The following is a 16,028-nucleotide window of genomic DNA, read 5'->3' as shown; positions in this document are numbered from 1 at the left end:
ATGACCAAGCTTACCGTCCTCGCCACCGGCGGCACGATTGCCGGGATCGCCGGTTCCGCCATCGCGCATGATTATCGGTCGGGCGAGATCGGGATCGAGGATTACCTTGAAAAGGTCGGCGGGCTGGGGCTCGAGGCCGAACTGTCGGGCACGCAAATCGCCAATATCGATTCGGCCGATATCGGGCCAGCGGTGTGGCAGGCCTTGCATGCCGCCGCGATGGCCACGCTCTCGGACCCGGAATGCGACGGCATCATCGTCACCCATGGCACCGATACGCTGGAGGAAACCGCCTTCCTGCTCGACCTGACGCTGCCGGGGACCAAGCCCGTGGTGGTGGTCGGCGCGATGCGGCCCGCCGATGCGGTCGGCTATGACGGGCTGCGCAATTTCGCCAATGCGGTGCGGGTGGCGAGCGATCCCGACGCCGCGGGGCGCGGGGTGCTGGTGGTGATGGGCGACCGCGTGTTCGGCGCGCGCGATGTTTACAAGGTCCGCACCCGCGGGACCGAGGCGTTTCGCGGCTTCCCGCGCGAATCGGTCGGGCTGGTCACGCCGGCTTCGCTCGAATGGTTCGGCGCGCCCTGGCGCAGCGGGACCGAGGCGGCTTTCGCGTGGTCCGATGACCTGCCCGAGGTGGTGATCCTCTATGCCCACGCCGGGCTCGATGCCGCCGCGGTATCGCGGCAGTTTGCCGAAATCACGCGCGGTATCGTGATTGCCGGGGTGGGCGAGGGCAACATGCCCGACAGCGTCCGGCAGGAACTGGCACGGCTGGCCGCGCGCGGCATCTGCGTCGTCCGTGCGAGCCGGGCCGACGAAGGGCTGGTCGACCGCGAGCCCGAGGATACCGGCAATGGCTTCGTTGCCGCGCGCGCGCTCAACCCGCAAAAGGCGCGCATCCTGCTGCAATTACTGATCGCCAGCGGCGAAAACGATCCCGCCGCCATCCAGCGCGCCTTCGACGGGCGTTAAGGCCCCCTCTTCTTAAGAGGAGGGGGTTGGGAGAGGAGGGGGTTGGGGGTGGTGGCGACGCGCCAGCGTCGCGCTTGCCGCTATCACCACCCCACTGCGACTAGGCTCGCCTGCGGCTTGCCAAGTCTCGTTGCCCCCTCCTCTGAAGAGGAGGGGGCATGTTCTTAGATCAGCCGTGCGGCATCACGAGATATTTCTCGCCGGTCTTCATCTGGCGATAATCGAGGATCGCATCCTTGGTCAGCATGCCCTCGAGATCGACCTTGGTCTTGTAACCGCTGGCGAAGGTGGTGGTGAGGTTGTCGAGCACGCGCTTGCGCATGCGCATCACCGTTTCCATTCCCGCGGTTTGCAGGAACGGCGTCAGTAGCCAGCCCGAGAGCGTCCAGCCGAAGCCGTAGCTGGGGGTCAGCGTGGTCGGCCCGAAGTCGAGGCGGCCATAGATGAACATCCGCTTCTGCTGGTTCGAGCCATAGCGCGAATATTCGGTCATCTTGCCGACCGCGACCTGTTCCATCGCCTTGAAGCAGGTGTCGACCATCTTGCCGCCGCCGATCGGATCGAAGCCGTAGAAGGCGTCGGTATCGTCGATCGCCGCCTTGAGCTGGTCGAGGAAATCGTCGTCGGAAGAATTCACGACATGCGTCGCGCCCTGGTCCTTGAGCAGCTTGGCCTGCTCGTCCTTGCGCACGATATTGACCAGGCCCATGCCGTCCTCGAGGCAGATGCGGTTGAGCATCTGGCCGAGATTGGATGCGCCGACGGTGTGCAGGATCGCCTTGTGGCCATCCATCCGGGCGTTCTCGACGAAGCCGAGCGCGGTCATCGGATTGACGAAGCTCGACGCGCCGGCTTCGGCGCTGTGATCACCCAGCGGCAGGCACATGGCGGCATCGGCAATCGCGTATTCGCTGTAGGCGGTGCCGGGCACGCAGGCGACCCGCTGGCCCATCAGCGCCTTGGCCATGTCGCTGTCGCCGGTCGCGATGACCGTGCCTGCGCCTTCATTGCCTGCGGGCAGGCGCTGGCCATGGCGGGCTTTCTGACCCGAGTTGAACGGCTCGGGCATCTTGGCGACGACCTTGCCGGGCGAATAGTCGGCATTCTCGAAATCGGCCGCGCCGGTCAGGATCGCGAGGTCCGACGGATTGATCGGCGCCGCTTCCATCTTGACCAGCACCTGATTGCCGGTGGGATCGGGAAATTCGCTCTGCGCGATCTCGACGGTCAGCGTACCGTCGCTTTCAAGAGTGGTGAAAAGCTGCTTTCCGGTGGTGGTCATCTGCATTCTCCCAATTCAATTCTGGACCTAACCGGCCTATCGCTAGGCGCGCTCGTAGCGCTTGGCTAGGGTGACGTTGGGTCAACTATCCGCGGGGTAGCTCGCCGATACGAAATACAGGCCGTGCGGGGGCGCGTTCAATCCCAATTCCTGCCGGTCGCGCGCGGCCAGCGCTTCGGCCATGCGCTCCTCGGGCCAGCGCCCCATGCCGACCAGCGCGAGGCAGCCGACCATCGAACGAACCTGGTGATGCAGGAAGCTGCGCGCTTCAGCGTGAACGCGGACTTCCGCGCCCATCGGGGTCGCCACCTGCTCGACATCGAGCCGGTCGAGCGTCTTCACCGGGCTGTCGGACTGGCAATGGACCGAGCGGAAAGTGGTGAAATCATGCAGCCCGACTAGCACCTGTGCCGCGCGGTGCATGGTCTGCGCATCGAGTTCCTGCGGCACCTGCCACAGCCGGCCGCGTTCCAGCGTCAGCGGCGCGCGGCGGTTGGCGATGCGATAGACATAGGACCGGCCGGTGCAGGAAAAGCGCGCGTGCCAGTCGTCGGGAACGATCGCGCAATGCGTCACCGCGACGGGATCGGGGCGGAGGTGCGCATTGAGCGCCTCCATCAGCCGGTAAGGCTTGATGTCCTTCTCGGCATCCAGATGGCTGCGCATCGCGATAGCGTGCACGCCCGCATCGGTCCGGCCGGCGCTGTGCAGCCGCACCTCCTCGCCCAGCACGCGAAAGGCCGCTTCCTCGACCGCCTGCTGGACGCTGGGCCCGTCCTTCTGCCGCTGGAGGCCGAAGAAGGGCGTCCCGTCGAATTCGAGAGTAAGCGCGAAGCGGGTCATTCTGACTTTACGCTCCCCACACCCGTCATTCCCGCGCAGGCGGGTATCCAGCCGACCTTGCGGACTGGCGAGAGGGTATCTGGGGCCCCGCCTTCGCGGGGGTGACGTGCTGAGGTTACGGTCATTCGAGGATCGTACCAGGCGCCACCGCATTGCCGTGCAGGACCGTCGAATTCGAGAGTAAGCACGAAGCGGGTCATTCTGGCGTTACGCTCCCATCCGTCATTCCCGCGGAGGCGGGAATCCAGCCGACCTTTCGCACTGGCGAGAGGGTATCTGGACCCCCGCCTTCGCGGGGGTGACGGACAAGGTCGGCGGTCATTCGAGAGTGCTTCCCTTGGCCACCGCATTGCCGCGGAGGAAAGTGTCGAGATCCATCTTCGGCTTACCCGCGCGTTGCAGTTCGAGCGGACGGATCGCTCCCTCGCTGCATGCGATCGCCAGCCGCTCGTCGAGCACTTCGCCGGGCGCGCCCGCCCCCTCGACCACCTCGGCTCGCAGCAGCTTCACCCGCTGGCCATCGAGTTCGAACCACGCCCCGGGGAAGGGCGACAGGCCATGGGCGTGCCGAACCACCTCCACCGCCGGACGGTCCCAGTCGATCCGCGCCTCGGCCTTGTCGATCTTGGCGGCATAGGTAGCATCGGCATCGTCCTGCGCGACCGGCACGTGGATCTTGAGGTCGCGCAAGGTGCCGACCATCAGTTGCGCGCCGAGTTCGGCCAGTTCCTCGGTAAGCTCGCCGGTGGTCTTGTCCTCGATCGGGGTGCGCGCCATCGCCAGCATCGGGCCGGTATCGAGCCCGGCCTCCATCTGCATGATCGTGACGCCGGTCACCTTGTCGCCCGCCATCACCGCGCGGTGGATCGGGGCTGCGCCGCGCCAGCGCGGCAGGATCGAGGCATGCACGTTGAGGCAGCCATGTTCCGGCGTATCGAGCACCGGCTGCGGCAGGATCAGCCCATAGGCAGCAACCACCGCGACATCGGCACCGAGTGCGGCGAAGGCCTCTTGCTCTTCGGCCGATTTCAATGATTTGGGATGGCGGACCTCGATCCCCAGATCGCTGGCGCGCTGGTGCACCGGGGTGGGGGTCAGTTCCTTCCCCCGGCGGCCACCGGGGCGGGGCGGCTGGGTGTAGACGCAGACGACCTCATGCGCCGCATCGACCAGCGCCTGCAGCGTCGGCACTGCGAAATCGGGCGTTCCCATGAAGATTATGCGCATGATTGGGCGGTTGGCCTTTCTCTGTTTGGCTGCGGCCCCTATCTGTCGCCCCATGGCATCGCAAGAGATCGAAACCCTCGCCGCCGCACTGGCGCGCCTGCCCGGGCTCGGACCGCGCAGCGCCCGGCGCGCGGTGCTGTGGCTGGTCAAGCGCCGCGAAAGCGCGCTGCCCGCACTGCTCGAAGCGCTCGCCACTGTGGGCGAAGCTCTGGTCGAATGCGACACCTGCGGCAATGTCGACACCACCAACCCGTGCGGGATCTGCCGTGATCCGCGGCGCGATCTGAAATCGCTCTGCGTGGTCGAGGATGTCGCCGACCTGTGGGCGCTCGACCGCGCGAAGCTGTTCACCGGGAAATACCACGTGCTCGGCGGCAAGCTGTCCGCGCTCGACGGCGTGCGGCCCGAAGACCTCAATATCGCGCAATTGCTGGCGCGCGTGGAGGCAGGCGGGGTGGACGAAGTGGTGCTGGCGATGAACGCCACGCTCGAAGGGCAGACGACCGCGCATTACCTCGCCGAACGGCTCGAGGAGCATCCGGTGCGCATCACGCAGCTCGCCCACGGCCTGCCGGTCGGTGGCGAACTCGACTATCTCGACGAAGGCACGCTCGCCCAGGCGCTACGCGCGCGGCGGCCGCTGGGCTGATAGAAATAATTTGGCGGAGCGACTTTCGTCACTCCGCCGTTTCTTAAGTGCTAGAGAAAAGAAGAAGATAGGTTCGATTTGCTCGAACCAAGCAGTCCGTCAAAGCGGGTTACGTCGAACGAAGTCCGCGATGATAAACAAATTCACGATCATTTGAATGAGATCGTTCCATTGTTCGAATCCGGGCATGCTGTTTTTCCAATCAATTTCCTTGCAGAAAAATTTAAGAAACCCCCGATCGGGGACTAGAGTATACCCCATTTTCGTCATGCTTGCCAGCTTCGGTCCGAACATTAGAACCGGTGCTTGCTACCGGTGGCGCCAATCACTAAATCACGGCCATGGCTATCCGTGAAATCCTCGAAGTGCCGGATCCCCGGCTCAAGACCGTGTCCGAACCCGTCACCGAATTCGGCGACGAGCTGAACGAACTCGTCTCCGACATGTTCGAAACGATGTATGCCGCGCCCGGCATCGGCCTCGCCGCGATCCAGGTCGGTGTGCCCAAACGCGTGCTGGTGATCGACCTCCAGCCCGAGGATACCGACGCCGAACCCGAACCGTGCAATCACGACGGTCACGAGCATGTGCATTATCCCACGATCAAGGAACCGCGGGTGTTCGTGAACCCGGTGATCCTCGATCCCGCGGAAGACCTCGCCAGCTATCAGGAAGGCTGCCTCTCGGTCCCCGACATCTTCGCCGATGTCGACCGCCCGGCGACCTGCCGCGTGCGCTACCAGGACCTCGAAGGCGAAACGCATGAAGAGGACATGGAAGGCCTGATGGCCACCTGCATTCAGCACGAGATGGACCATCTCGAAGGCATCCTGTTCATTGACCACCTCAGCCGCCTCAAGCGCAACATGGCGCTCAAGAAGCTGAAGAAGCTGCGCGAAGCGGCGTAAGCCTCACTTTCCACATTCGTTTCCATACGAGCGGATTGGCTTGTTGGTGATTCTATGGCACGTTCCCAATTCGTTCTACGGATTGGGAGGTGCCTTACGAGTCGTTGAAACGCTGAAGAGCGAAAACTTCCAATAGAGTTGGCAAGCAATACGCACACGCGAGGACGAACCGACGACAGTAGGGCCATGCCTGCCGAACGCCCGATAGAAGGCGGAGTTCGCTGGTCTGAAATTGTAGATCTTCGTTCCAAAGCTTCCCTGCAAGCTTCCACTCTAAAACCGAACGCACACATAGGGAGCGACAGCATGTTCTGTCCGCCACATGTGCTGCGCTGGATTGATGGTCTTTGCTACTGGGTCTTGCTGTCACGTGATGGCAGGGCATGTACGCACCAGTCTTCTGTAGGATTTCTAACGGAAGAAGAAGCAGAGGCCGATTTCAGGTGGTGGAACTCCAACTGACAAACAGACGCAGCGTGGCGGGGTGCGTACCCCGCCACTTCCTGCGATCCTAAGGAATGAAACGATGGATCCCACGATTCTCGCCCTTATCACCATCGTCCTCGGCCTCGCGCTGGGATATTTCCTTGGTCACCGCTTCGGCTCCGCGCCGGTCAAGGACTGGCAGGCGCGTCATGGCGAGCGCGATGCCGAGGCGAAGGAACTCGACGGGAAGTTCCGCAAGGCGATCGTCGATCTTGAAAATGCCACGGTCCGCGCCGAGCGGGCCGACGCGCTCGACGGCGAATTGCGCGAAACGCGCCGCCAGCACGAGGCGGTGCTCGAGGAAATGCGCCGCACCAACGGGGCGCTGAGCGCCGAGCTTGCGACGCTGAAGGAAAAGACCGCCAATTTCGACGAGCAGAAGCGCCTGCTGATCGAAGCGCGCGAGGAAATGCTCAAGGAATTCCAGAACACCGGTTCGGCGGTGCTGACCAAGGCGCAGGACGCGTTTCTCGAACGCGCGACCGAGCGGCTGGGGCATTCGGAAAAGACCTCCGAAGCCAAGATCCGCGAATTGCTGCAACCGGTGGGCGACCGGCTCAAGAAATACGAGGATCAGGTCGCCGCGCTGGAGGAAAAGCGCACCAATGCGTTCTCCTCACTCGCAGCGCAGATCGAACAGATGCGGCTGGGCCAGGAAGAGGTCCGGCGCGAGGCGCAGCGGCTCGGCAACAGCCTGACCAATGCGCCCAAGGCGCGCGGCCGCTGGGGCGAGCGCGCGCTGCAGAACGTGCTCGAACAATGCGGCCTGTCCGAACACACCGATTTCATTCTCGAACAATCGATCGAGACCGACGAGGGGCGTCTGCGTCCCGACGCAGTGGTCCATGTGCCGGGCCAGAAGAAGCTGGTGATCGACGCCAAGGTTTCCCTGAACGCCTATCAGGCCGCGTTCGAGGCCGATGACGAGGGTGAACGCATCCGGCATCTCGACCTGCACGCGAAGTCGATGCGCGGGCATGTCCAGACGCTCGGTTCGAAAAGCTACCAGAGCCAGTTCGACGACACCCCCGATTACGTCGTCATGTTCGTCCCCGGCGAGCATTTCGTCGCCGCCGCGCTCGAACACGATCCCGAATTGTGGGACTTCGCCTTCCGCAACAAGGTGCTGCTGGCCACGCCGACCAATCTCGTTGCGATCGCGCGCACCGTCGCGCAGGTCTGGCGCCAGGACACGATTGCACAGGAAGCGGTCGAGATCGGCAAGGCCGGGGCGGAGCTTTACGATCGCCTCGCGGTCGCGGCCGAACATATGAAGCGCGTCGGCGGTGGGCTCGAAACCGCGGTCAATAATTACAACAAGTTCGTCGGCAGTTTCGAGCGCAATGTGCTCTCCGCTGGTCGCCGCTTGCACGACAAGGGCATCGAGATCGGCAAGCGCGAGATCGACGAAGTGCCCCAGGTCGAGGCGACCCCGCGCTACAATGCCGAAGATGCCGCGCAGATCGCCGACGGGCGCGAAGCAGCGGAGTAGGGCACCCCCGTATCTAAGGGGCGGGCATGGCGGCGGGCTTGGCCTGCGAAAACCGACTGGCGAGCAGCGTCCGGACGGGCTTGTCGTACCACGCATCGAGCGCCAGCGCCGCGGGTACCAGCACCGCCGCGATACCCAGGCGGACGAGGGGATCGTCGGCCAGCGCGATGAGCGGCACATGGATGCAATAGAGCGGGTAGGACAGCGCGCCCATCCGCCGCCAAAGCGGCTGGAACGGCATCTCCATTCGCGTGCCGAGCCAGACGATTGCAGGCAGGCCGAACAGGATCGCGGCGGTGTCCCACAGCGTGCGGTCGGGGCCGCCGAAATAGGTCAGGGCAAGCAGCGCGGTAGGCAGCAGCAACGCAAGCCGGGTGATACGCCGCACCGGCGCTGCCTGCGCATGCCAGCGATAGATCAGCATGCCCGCAGTGAAAGAGTAGAGCGTACGCGGGACCGCCCATCCGGCCCCGTCCCAATGCGAGCCGAGCTCGCGTGGCCAAGGCCCCGACAGGATCGCAAAGGCGAGCAGCAAACCGGAAACGAGCGCGACCAGCGCCAGCTTGCGGGTCGATAGTCCGACGAGGACCAGCGCGAAGGCAATATTGGCGAGCACTTCGGCGAGCAGCGACCAGAACGGCGGGTTGGTCGGAAACAGGCTCAGTCCCAGAAAATCGGGTATCAGCAGCAGGATATTGGGATTGCCGCCATGCAGGATAATGCCGAGCAGGCCGCCGATGAACATCATCGGGTAGAGCCGGGCAAAGCGGGCTTTGGCGAAAGCGCGAAATGACAGTCCGTCTGTGAATCGCTTGCCAAACGCCAGCGCGATCACGAAGCCGCTGAGGCAGAAGAAGAAATCGACCGCCAGATAGCCGCCGGGCATGTACCCCAGCGAAACATGAAACAGCATGACCGCGATCGCCGCAATGCCGCGCAATCCGTCGAGGGAGACAAAGCGATCGGGTGAGGTCATGGGCGTCGGCCCATTACTAGGGAACTGTGGTTAACATCCCCTTCGCCCGGACGCGGGCCGCCGCACGCCCCTCAGAGCGAGGCCAGCACCTCATAGCCGAGCACTGCCGCGGCGACCGCGGCATTGAGACTATCGGCACGGCCTTTCATCGGCATGGTCACGCGCAGGTCGCAGGCCATCTCGTATGCCTCGGGCAGGCCGCGGCTTTCATTGCCGACCATGACGAAGCAGGGCGCGCTATAGGGTGCGCCGCGATAGGGCTGCGCATCGCGCAGGCTGGCGGCGACGAGTTGCCCTGCGCCGCTGCGCAGCCAGGGTTCGAATTCTTCCCACCGCGCCTGCGCAAGGCGCTGCGTGAACACTGCGCCCATGCTCGCGCGCACGGCCTCGACGCTGAAGGGATCGGCGCAATCGTCGAGCAGGATCACGCCGCCCGCACCGATCGCATCGCCGGTGCGCAGCATGGTGCCCAGATTGCCCGGATCGCGCAGCGCCTGCGCGACCAGCCAGATATCGGCGCTGCTGCGGTTGAGTGCGGCGAGCGAGGTGTCGAATTCGGCGAAGACCCCCGCGACTGCCTGCGGATTGTCCTTGCCGGTGATCTTGGAGAGGATGTCGGGCGTGGTTTCGATAATCTCGCCGCCATCGGCTTCGACCGCCTCTTCGAGCGCGGCCAGCAGCGGGTGCGGCTCGCGCCTGTCGGACAGCACCAGAACCTCGGGCAGGTAGCCGCATTCGCGCGCATCAGTCAGCAGCCGCAGCCCCTCGGCCAGGAAGCGGCCCGCGGCCTTGCGGTGCTTCTTTTCGCGTAGCGCGCGCAGCGCCTTGACGGTGGGGTTGGAAAAGCCGGTGATTTCGCGGCGTGTCGGGCTCACGTCAGGGCTCCCCGAAGCCATCCTCGACCATGGCCGCAAGCTGCGCCATCACCGCGTTCGCATCCTCGCCTGCAACCACGATCTCGATCGTGTCGCCTTTGGCGGCGCCGAGCATCATGAGGCCGAGGATCGACCCGCCGGCAGCCTCGTTATCGCCCTTGGCGACGCGGACGCTGCAGCCTTCGGGAAGTTCGGCCACCGCATTGACGAACTTCGCGCTCGCCCGGGCGTGGAGCCCGCGCTGGTTGACCACTACGAGGCTCTTGCGCAGCTCGTTCAAGAGGCTTTCCGTGCGCCGGCGATATCCTGGCCGAGGAATTCACTCGCGACCGTGATGTAATTGCGTCCGGCGGTCTGCGCGGCGTTGACCGCATCGACCACGTTCATGCTCTTGCGCGCGCCCGCGAGGCGGATCAGCATCGGCAGGTTGATCCCGGCGATCACTTCAATGTGGCCCGTATCGAGCAGCGAGATGGCGAGGTTGGAGGGCGTCCCGCCGAACAGGTCGGTCAGAATGATTGCGCCCTGGCCATCGTCGACCGCCTTGATCGCGTCGGCGATGTCGGCGCGGCGCTGCTCCATGTCGTCATTGGGACCAATGCAGATGGTTGCCACGGCTTCCTGCTTGCCGACGACGTGCTCCATCGCATCGATGAAGTGTTCGGCCAGCTTGCCGTGGGTAACGAGGATCATGCCGATCATGCAGCTTCAGTTCCGTTGCGATGCCCGAAGAATATGCCAGCGTGGCGCTTAATCATTCCTTGCCCCCGGGTCTAGCGGCGCTCGAGCGGATCGGCGGGACGCGAACCGAGGTTACGGTGAATGACCGTGGGCGAAAATCCGGCCTCACGCAAGACCTCGGCGGCACGTTCCGCGCTATAGACCGAGCGGTGTCTCCCTCCGGTACAGCCGAAGGCGATGTTGAGGTAGCTGCGGCCCTGCGCGGCGTAGCGCGGCATGACCTCGAGCAGCAGGTCGGTGATCTTTTCGAACGCGGGGTCGAAGGCGGGATCGGCGGAGATATGCGTGCCGACTGCTTCATCGAGCCCGGTCTGTTCGCGCAGGCCCTCGATCCAGTGCGGATTGTCGAGAAAGCGCATGTCGAACATCAAATCGGCGAGTGGGGGCATGCCGCGCGCGAAGCCGAAGCTGGACACGGTCACGCTCATCCCCGGTTCGGCATTCTCGGCAAAGCGTTCGCGCACCACCTGCTGCAATTGGTTGGCCGCATAATCCGATGTGTCGATGACGGTATCGGACCAGCGGCGCAGCGGGTCGAGCAATTCGCGCTCGGCCTTGATCCCGTCGAGCGCGGTGCGCCCGCGGGCCATCGGATGCGGCCGCCGGGTCTCGTTATAGCGGCGCTCGAGCTCGGCACTGGTGCAATCGATGAACAGCGTGGTCAGTTCGATATCGTCGCGCGCTTCGAATTGCTTGCACAATGCAATGATCTCCTGCGGCACGAAGCCGCGGGTGCGCGAATCGAAACCGATCGCAAGGCGGGTGTTCGCATCGCTTCCCGCGACCAGTCCGCCCAGCAGGCGAATGGGGAAATTGTCGATGGTTTCCCAGCCGAGATCTTCGAGCACTTGCAGCGCGGTCGACTTGCCCGCGCCGGACAGTCCGGTGACGAGCAGGATGCGCTGCGAAGGGGGCGAATCATTGGCCATGGCGGGGGTGCCTATGCCTTTTCATCGCCTTTGGGGAGGGGAAGTCCGTGCAGTTCCAACGCATATTCGGCGCGCAGCGCCTGCACCGCATCACCGGGGGCGAAAGGCAACGCCGGGATGGCGACCCCGTCGATATCGCGCACGGGAATGTCCATCGGGAAACGCGGTGCGGCGGGATCGAGCGTAAGCAGCAGCGCAACCGGACCTTCGGTCACGGACAGCTCCGCGATACCGACATTGCGTATCTCGATCAGCCCGCAGGTATTGGGCGGCGGCGCGGCATGCAGTGTGTCGCGAATGCGGACGACCGACACGGCATCGTCGCCCACCAGCGTGGCCCCGCGATCGATCAGCGCCAGCGCGAGCGCCGATTTGCCCGACCCTGGCGGCCCCTCGACCAGCAGCACCCGCCCGGCGACTGCCACAGCGGTGATATTGGCGAGCACCGCCATGCTCAGCGCTTGGCCGGAAGGCCCAGATGGAGGCAGGCCCCGCTTTCGCCGTCCATGCGCGAGGTGGCGACCAGCGTCCCGTCATGCGCTTCGGCAATGGTCCGCGCGATCGCGAGGCCGAGCCCCGAATGATTGCCGAAATCCTCTTCCGCCGGACGGTCCGAATGGAAGCGGCGAAAGACTTTTTCGCGTTTTTCCTCGGGGATGCCGGGACCCTCGTCGCAGATCGTCAGCGTGATCCAGTCGTCGCGGCGGCTGAGATCGGCCCAGATACGGCCCGCAGGCGGCGAAAAGGACACGGCATTGTCGAGCAGGTTCTGAATCACGCGCTCGAGCCGCACGGGCACACCCATGACGCGCGCCGGGCGGTCCGCGCCCGTGATTTCGAGCGTGCGACCGTCGTTCTCGTCGCGCGCCTCGCGGCTTTCGACGATCGTGCAGAGCAATTGCGCCAGGTCGACCGGTTCGAATTCGGTCCGCGACATTTCGGCATCGATCCGGCTGGCGTCCGAAATTTCGGTGACCAGCCGGTCGATCCGGCGCACGTCATGCGTGGCGATATCGAGCAATTGCGCGCGCAAGGTCGGGTCCTCGACCTTGCTGAGCGATTCGGTCGCACTGCGCAGCGAGGCGAGCGGGTTCTTGATCTCATGCGCGACATCGGCGGCGAAATGTTCGACCGCATCGATCCGCTGCCGCAACGCGGCGGTCATGTCCGAGATCGAGCGGGCGAGCATGCCGATCTCGTCGCGGCGCTGCGGCAGGCGCGGCACTTCGACCTGCCGGTCACGGCCCTGCCGCACGCGCACCGCGGCATGGACCAGTTCGCGCAAAGGACGCACGATGGTCTGCGCAAGGAAGAACGACAGCAGCGTCGAGATCACCAGCGCCAGCAGCACGACCAGCGCCACGGTCGAACGGGCTTCGCGGACGCTTTCGGTAATGTCGACCGGATTGCGCGTCAGCAGCAGCGTATCGCCGTCGAGCCCCACCGGCGCAGCGGCGTTGATCACATGCGTGCCGTCGGGCGCATCGCGCAGGACGATCTGCGTCAGGCTGTCCTCACGCGCGCGCGTCAGTTCGGGCCAGTCGCCGACATCGTCGGTCTCGGGCTCGACATAGTCGGGCAGGGCGGGGGCGCCCACCACCCGGTCGAACCAGCGATCGAGCCGCAATGCGAAGGCGCTCTGGTCGACTTCCTTCGCGCTTGGCAGGACGAAACTGGGCGGGGCGAGCTTGAAGCTATCCGATTCGAGCGTGCCGTCGGGGCTGTAGACCCGCAGGCGCAGGCGTTGCTCCTTGCCGATCTGGATCAGCAGCGCTTCCTGCCGCTGCGGCGTCGCGCCAGCCAGCGCTTCGGCAGTGATCTGCGCCTCCACCAGCGCCAGCTTGAAACGCTCGTCGAGCAATTGCTTGCGATAGGCATCGACATAGATGACCCCGCCGCCCAGCAGCACCAGCGGCAGAACGTTGACGAACAGGATGCGGCTGGTGAGCGAGAGCCGCCGCGACCAGCGCTGCTTCTCGATTCGCGGATCGCCTTTGAGGACACTGCCGGTTTCGGACATTGCGCCTCGCCTCAGCCTTCGTTGAAGCTGTAGCCTGCGCCGTACAGGGTTTCGATGGCGGAGAAGGTGTCATCGACGCTGCGGAACTTGCGGCGCATGCGCTTGATATGGCTGTCGACCGTGCGGTCGTCGACGAAGACGTCGTCGGGATAGGCGGCATCCATCAGCTGGTTGCGGCTTTTGATCACGCCGGGGCGCGCGGCCAGCGCCTCGAGCAGCAGGAATTCGGTTACGGTCAGCGATACCGCCTGCCCGTCCCAGGTCACATGGTGACGCGCCGGGTCCATGAACAGGCGCCCGCGTTCGACCAGTTCGCCCGGCTTGTCGTCGAACTGCTCGGACAACAGCAGCGGATGGTCGCCCCCGCTGCGCCGCAGGATCGCGCGGATACGCGCCAGCAGCAGGCGCAGGCTGAACGGCTTGGCGATATAATCGTCCGCGCCCATTTCGAGTCCGGCCTGCTCGTCGGTTTCATCGTCCTTGCTGGTCAGGAAGATCACCGGCAGCGGCGATTGTTCGCGCAGCCGGCGCAGTAGTTCCATCCCGTCCATCTTGGGCATCTTGATATCGAAGATGGCCAGGTCGGGCGGGTTCGACAGCAGCGCGCCCAGCGCCGCCTCGCCATCCGAATAGACGCGCGTGGCGAATCCTTCGGCCTGCAAAGCGATCGAGACGGTGGTGAGGATATTGCGGTCGTCATCGACCAGCGCGATGACCGTGCGGTTCGTCTCGCCCTGCGGCATCGCCTCTGCGCCCATGTGCTCCATGCCCCGATGACTAGCCGCATTGCCGCGGCAAAACAACGCGGGCGGTCGCATGCCGCTCACTTATCGGCAACCAGTGGTTTGACGGCGGGTGGCAGCCGGACTATTGGCTTTGAGGACAGCCGCGCATTCGTATGCGCAGGCCACTTTCGGACGAACCCGCATTCCGCGCTGGAGAATTCAGTGACCTTTTCGCTTTCCCATTCGCTTGCCGACCAGGGCATCGAGACTTCCGCCACCATCCATCCCAACCTGACTTCGGAAGAGCTGACCGCCGCCGCGCTGGAGCGCAGCGAGGGGCGCCGTGCCAAGGACGGTCCGCTGGTGGTCGAAACGGGCAAGCACACGGGCCGCAGCGCGAAGGACAAGTTCATCGTCCGCAACGCCGAAACCGAAGACACCGTATGGTGGGACAACAATGCCTCGATGACGCCGGCGCATTTCGCCGCGCTCAAGGAAGATTTCCTCAGGGCGGTGGCGGACAAGGGCGAGCTTTTCGTCGCCGACCTGTTCGGCGGCTCGCAGCCCGAATACCGGGTCAACGTGCGCGTCATCAACGAACTCGCGTGGCACAACCAGTTCATCCGCACGCTGCTGGTGCGCCCGACCGAAGCCGAGCTCGACGGTTTCGTGCCCGAATACACCATCATCGACCTGCCCAGCTTCCAGGCCGACCCCGAACGCCACGGGACGCGCAGCGAGACCGTGATCGCGGTCAATCTCGAAGAGAAGCTGATCCTGATCGGCGGCACCAAATATGCTGGCGAGATGAAGAAGAGCGTCTTCGGCATTCTCAACTACCTGCTGCCCGCCAAGGGGGTGATGCCGATGCACTGCAGCGCCAACATCGGCCCCGACGGCAAGACCGCGGTGTTCTTCGGCCTGTCGGGCACCGGCAAGACCACGCTGTCGGCCGATGCCAGCCGCACGCTGATCGGCGATGACGAGCATGGCTGGTCGGATACGGCGGTCTTCAACTTCGAAGGCGGCTGCTACGCCAAGATGATCCGCCTCAATCCCGAGGCCGAGCCGGAAATCTACGCCACCACCAAGATGGAAGGCACCGTGCTCGAAAACGTCGTGATGAACGATGCGGGCGAAATCGACCTCGACGACAACAGCCTCGCGGAGAACACCCGCGGCGCCTATCCGCTGTCGTCGATCCCGAACACGTCGGAAAAGAACATGGGCCCGCCGCCCTCCAACGTCATCATGTTGACCGCCGATGCCTTCGGCGTGCTGCCCCCGATCGCGCGGCTGACGCCCGATCAGGCGATGTATCACTTCCTGTCGGGCTACACCGCCAAGGTCGCGGGCACCGAAATCGGCGTGACCGAGCCCGAAGCCACTTTCAGCACCTGCTTCGGCGCGCCCTTCATGCCGCGCCATCCCAGCGTCTACGGCAATCTGCTCAAGGAGCGCATCGCCAAGGGCGAAGTGCATTGCTGGCTGGTCAACACCGGCTGGACCGGCGGCAAGTACGGGGTGGGCAGCCGGATGCCGATCAAGGCCACCCGCGCATTGCTCAACGCCGCGCTCGACGGGTCGCTCAACCACGCCGAATTCCGCAAGGACCCCAACTTCGGTTTCGAAGTGCCGGTCGCGGTTGCGGGCGTCGATACGGGTATTCTCGACCCGCGCTCGACCTGGGCCGACAAGGACGAATACGACCGCACCGCCAGCAAGCTGGTGCAGCTTTTCGTCGACAATTTCGAACCCTTTGCAGCGCATGTCGACCAGGGCGTGCGCGACGCGGCACCGAGCAAGTCGGTCGCCGCCTGACCCGTTTCGCTCCGCTCGGGAGCGCACCAGTCGGAGAGGAGGCCCCCGGCCGCAGCAATGCGGACCGGGGGCTTTAACA

General features: G+C 64.7%; 16 protein-coding genes. 5 read left to right on the top strand and 11 right to left on the bottom strand.

The genetic code is table 11. The features are described 5' to 3' along the window. Window positions 1-975, top strand: coding sequence for an asparaginase (locus V6B15_RS09200; RefSeq protein ID WP_334200899.1), 975 nt, complete (start codon window positions 1-3; stop codon window positions 973-975). A gap of 169 nt (window positions 976-1,144) precedes the next feature. Here V6B15_RS09200 and V6B15_RS09195 read toward each other — a convergent pair whose 3' ends face one another. The 3 genes from V6B15_RS09195 to fmt all read right to left on the bottom strand — a co-directional run bounded on the left by V6B15_RS09195 (window position 1,145) and on the right by fmt (window position 4,327). Next, complete coding sequence (locus V6B15_RS09195; protein ID WP_230833848.1) at window positions 1,145-2,257, bottom strand: zinc-binding dehydrogenase; 1,113 nt, start codon at window positions 2,255-2,257, stop codon at window positions 1,145-1,147. A gap of 81 nt (window positions 2,258-2,338) precedes the next feature. Next, window positions 2,339-3,100, bottom strand: coding sequence for a tRNA pseudouridine(38-40) synthase TruA (gene truA, locus V6B15_RS09190; protein ID WP_334200898.1), 762 nt, complete (start codon window positions 3,098-3,100; stop codon window positions 2,339-2,341). Window positions 3,101-3,418: 318 nt separating this feature from the next. Further along, a complete protein-coding gene (gene fmt, locus V6B15_RS09185) occupies window positions 3,419-4,327 on the bottom strand; it encodes a methionyl-tRNA formyltransferase (RefSeq protein ID WP_334200897.1) in 909 nt (302 codons plus the stop codon). Between the two features lie 52 nt (window positions 4,328-4,379). Here fmt and recR point away from each other — a divergent pair, with 52 nt between their 5' ends. From recR to V6B15_RS09170, 3 genes are all read left to right on the top strand, one after another. Then, entirely contained in the window at window positions 4,380-4,976 is a 597-nt protein-coding gene (gene recR, locus V6B15_RS09180) for a recombination mediator RecR (protein ID WP_063506123.1), read from the top strand. A 341-nt stretch (window positions 4,977-5,317) separates the two neighbouring features. Next, the gene (locus tag V6B15_RS09175) at window positions 5,318-5,884 is read left to right on the top strand and encodes a peptide deformylase (protein ID WP_334200896.1); all 567 of its coding nucleotides are present in this window, start codon (window positions 5,318-5,320) and stop codon (window positions 5,882-5,884) included. Between the two features lie 526 nt (window positions 5,885-6,410). After that, complete coding sequence (locus V6B15_RS09170) at window positions 6,411-7,862, top strand: DNA recombination protein RmuC (RefSeq protein ID WP_334200895.1); 1,452 nt, start codon at window positions 6,411-6,413, stop codon at window positions 7,860-7,862. A 13-nt stretch (window positions 7,863-7,875) separates the two neighbouring features. Here the strand turns inward: V6B15_RS09170 and V6B15_RS09165 are convergent, their stop codons facing one another. The 8 genes from V6B15_RS09165 to V6B15_RS09130 form a co-directional block, all read right to left on the bottom strand. After that, complete coding sequence (locus V6B15_RS09165) at window positions 7,876-8,838, bottom strand: acyltransferase family protein (protein ID WP_334200894.1); 963 nt, start codon at window positions 8,836-8,838, stop codon at window positions 7,876-7,878. Between the two features lie 71 nt (window positions 8,839-8,909). After that, window positions 8,910-9,713: a TrmH family RNA methyltransferase gene (locus V6B15_RS09160; RefSeq protein WP_334200893.1), complete on the bottom strand. Its 804-nt coding sequence runs from the start codon at window positions 9,711-9,713 to the stop codon at window positions 8,910-8,912. A gap of 1 nt (window position 9,714) precedes the next feature. Then, window positions 9,715-9,993 carry an HPr family phosphocarrier protein gene (locus V6B15_RS09155; RefSeq protein WP_334200892.1) on the bottom strand — a complete coding sequence of 93 codons (279 nt, stop codon included), beginning with the start codon at window positions 9,991-9,993 and terminating at the stop codon, window positions 9,715-9,717. Then, window positions 9,990-10,415: a PTS sugar transporter subunit IIA gene (locus V6B15_RS09150; RefSeq protein ID WP_253517932.1), complete on the bottom strand. Its 426-nt coding sequence runs from the start codon at window positions 10,413-10,415 to the stop codon at window positions 9,990-9,992. The genes V6B15_RS09155 and V6B15_RS09150 overlap by 4 nt, the downstream gene beginning before the upstream one ends. 71 nt (window positions 10,416-10,486) lie before the next feature. Next, on the bottom strand, window positions 10,487-11,383 hold the full coding sequence (rapZ, locus tag V6B15_RS09145) for an RNase adapter RapZ (protein ID WP_334200891.1): 897 nt from the start codon (window positions 11,381-11,383) through the stop codon (window positions 10,487-10,489). 11 nt (window positions 11,384-11,394) lie between these two features. Next, entirely contained in the window at window positions 11,395-11,835 is a 441-nt protein-coding gene (locus V6B15_RS09140; RefSeq protein WP_334200890.1) for an HPr kinase/phosphorylase, read from the bottom strand. A 2-nt stretch (window positions 11,836-11,837) separates the two neighbouring features. Further along, window positions 11,838-13,403 carry an ATP-binding protein gene (locus V6B15_RS09135; RefSeq protein ID WP_334200889.1) on the bottom strand — a complete coding sequence of 522 codons (1,566 nt, stop codon included), beginning with the start codon at window positions 13,401-13,403 and terminating at the stop codon, window positions 11,838-11,840. 11 nt (window positions 13,404-13,414) lie between these two features. Beyond that, window positions 13,415-14,170, bottom strand: coding sequence for a response regulator transcription factor (locus V6B15_RS09130; protein WP_334200888.1), 756 nt, complete (start codon window positions 14,168-14,170; stop codon window positions 13,415-13,417). 180 nt (window positions 14,171-14,350) lie between these two features. On the opposite strand from V6B15_RS09130, the gene V6B15_RS09125 reads away from it, so the two are divergent. After that, entirely contained in the window at window positions 14,351-15,949 is a 1,599-nt protein-coding gene (locus V6B15_RS09125; RefSeq protein WP_334200887.1) for a phosphoenolpyruvate carboxykinase, read from the top strand. The last annotated feature ends 79 nt before the right edge of the window (window positions 15,950-16,028 follow it).

The sequence above is a fragment of the Qipengyuania sp. Mu-71 genome (assembly GCF_036867055.1).
Lineage (GTDB): Bacteria > Pseudomonadota > Alphaproteobacteria > Sphingomonadales > Sphingomonadaceae > Qipengyuania > Qipengyuania profunda.
The sequence above is the reverse complement of the archived record's forward strand: the minus strand, read 5'-3'. Positions and strand labels throughout refer to the sequence as shown.

Excerpts from the sequence above, each read along its gene's own strand:
- V6B15_RS09200 (WP_334200899.1), top strand. The coding sequence starts at position 1 with ATGACCAAGCTTACCGTCCTCGCCACCGGCGGCACGATTGCCGGGATC.
- V6B15_RS09195 (WP_230833848.1), bottom strand. The coding sequence starts at position 2,257 with ATGACCACCACCGGAAAGCAGCTTTTCACCACTCTTGAAAGCGACGGT.
- truA (WP_334200898.1), bottom strand. The coding sequence starts at position 3,100 with ATGACCCGCTTCGCGCTTACTCTCGAATTCGACGGGACGCCCTTCTTC.
- fmt (WP_334200897.1), bottom strand. The coding sequence starts at position 4,327 with ATGCGCATAATCTTCATGGGAACGCCCGATTTCGCAGTGCCGACGCTG.
- recR (WP_063506123.1), top strand. The coding sequence starts at position 4,380 with ATGGCATCGCAAGAGATCGAAACCCTCGCCGCCGCACTGGCGCGCCTG.
- V6B15_RS09175 (WP_334200896.1), top strand. The coding sequence starts at position 5,318 with ATGGCTATCCGTGAAATCCTCGAAGTGCCGGATCCCCGGCTCAAGACC.
- V6B15_RS09170 (WP_334200895.1), top strand. The coding sequence starts at position 6,411 with ATGGATCCCACGATTCTCGCCCTTATCACCATCGTCCTCGGCCTCGCG.
- V6B15_RS09165 (WP_334200894.1), bottom strand. The coding sequence starts at position 8,838 with ATGACCTCACCCGATCGCTTTGTCTCCCTCGACGGATTGCGCGGCATT.
- V6B15_RS09150 (WP_253517932.1), bottom strand. The coding sequence starts at position 10,415 with ATGATCGGCATGATCCTCGTTACCCACGGCAAGCTGGCCGAACACTTC.
- rapZ (WP_334200891.1), bottom strand. The coding sequence starts at position 11,383 with ATGGCCAATGATTCGCCCCCTTCGCAGCGCATCCTGCTCGTCACCGGA.
- V6B15_RS09140 (WP_334200890.1), bottom strand. The coding sequence starts at position 11,835 with ATGGCGGTGCTCGCCAATATCACCGCTGTGGCAGTCGCCGGGCGGGTG.
- V6B15_RS09135 (WP_334200889.1), bottom strand. The coding sequence starts at position 13,403 with ATGTCCGAAACCGGCAGTGTCCTCAAAGGCGATCCGCGAATCGAGAAG.
- V6B15_RS09130 (WP_334200888.1), bottom strand. The coding sequence starts at position 14,170 with ATGGAGCACATGGGCGCAGAGGCGATGCCGCAGGGCGAGACGAACCGC.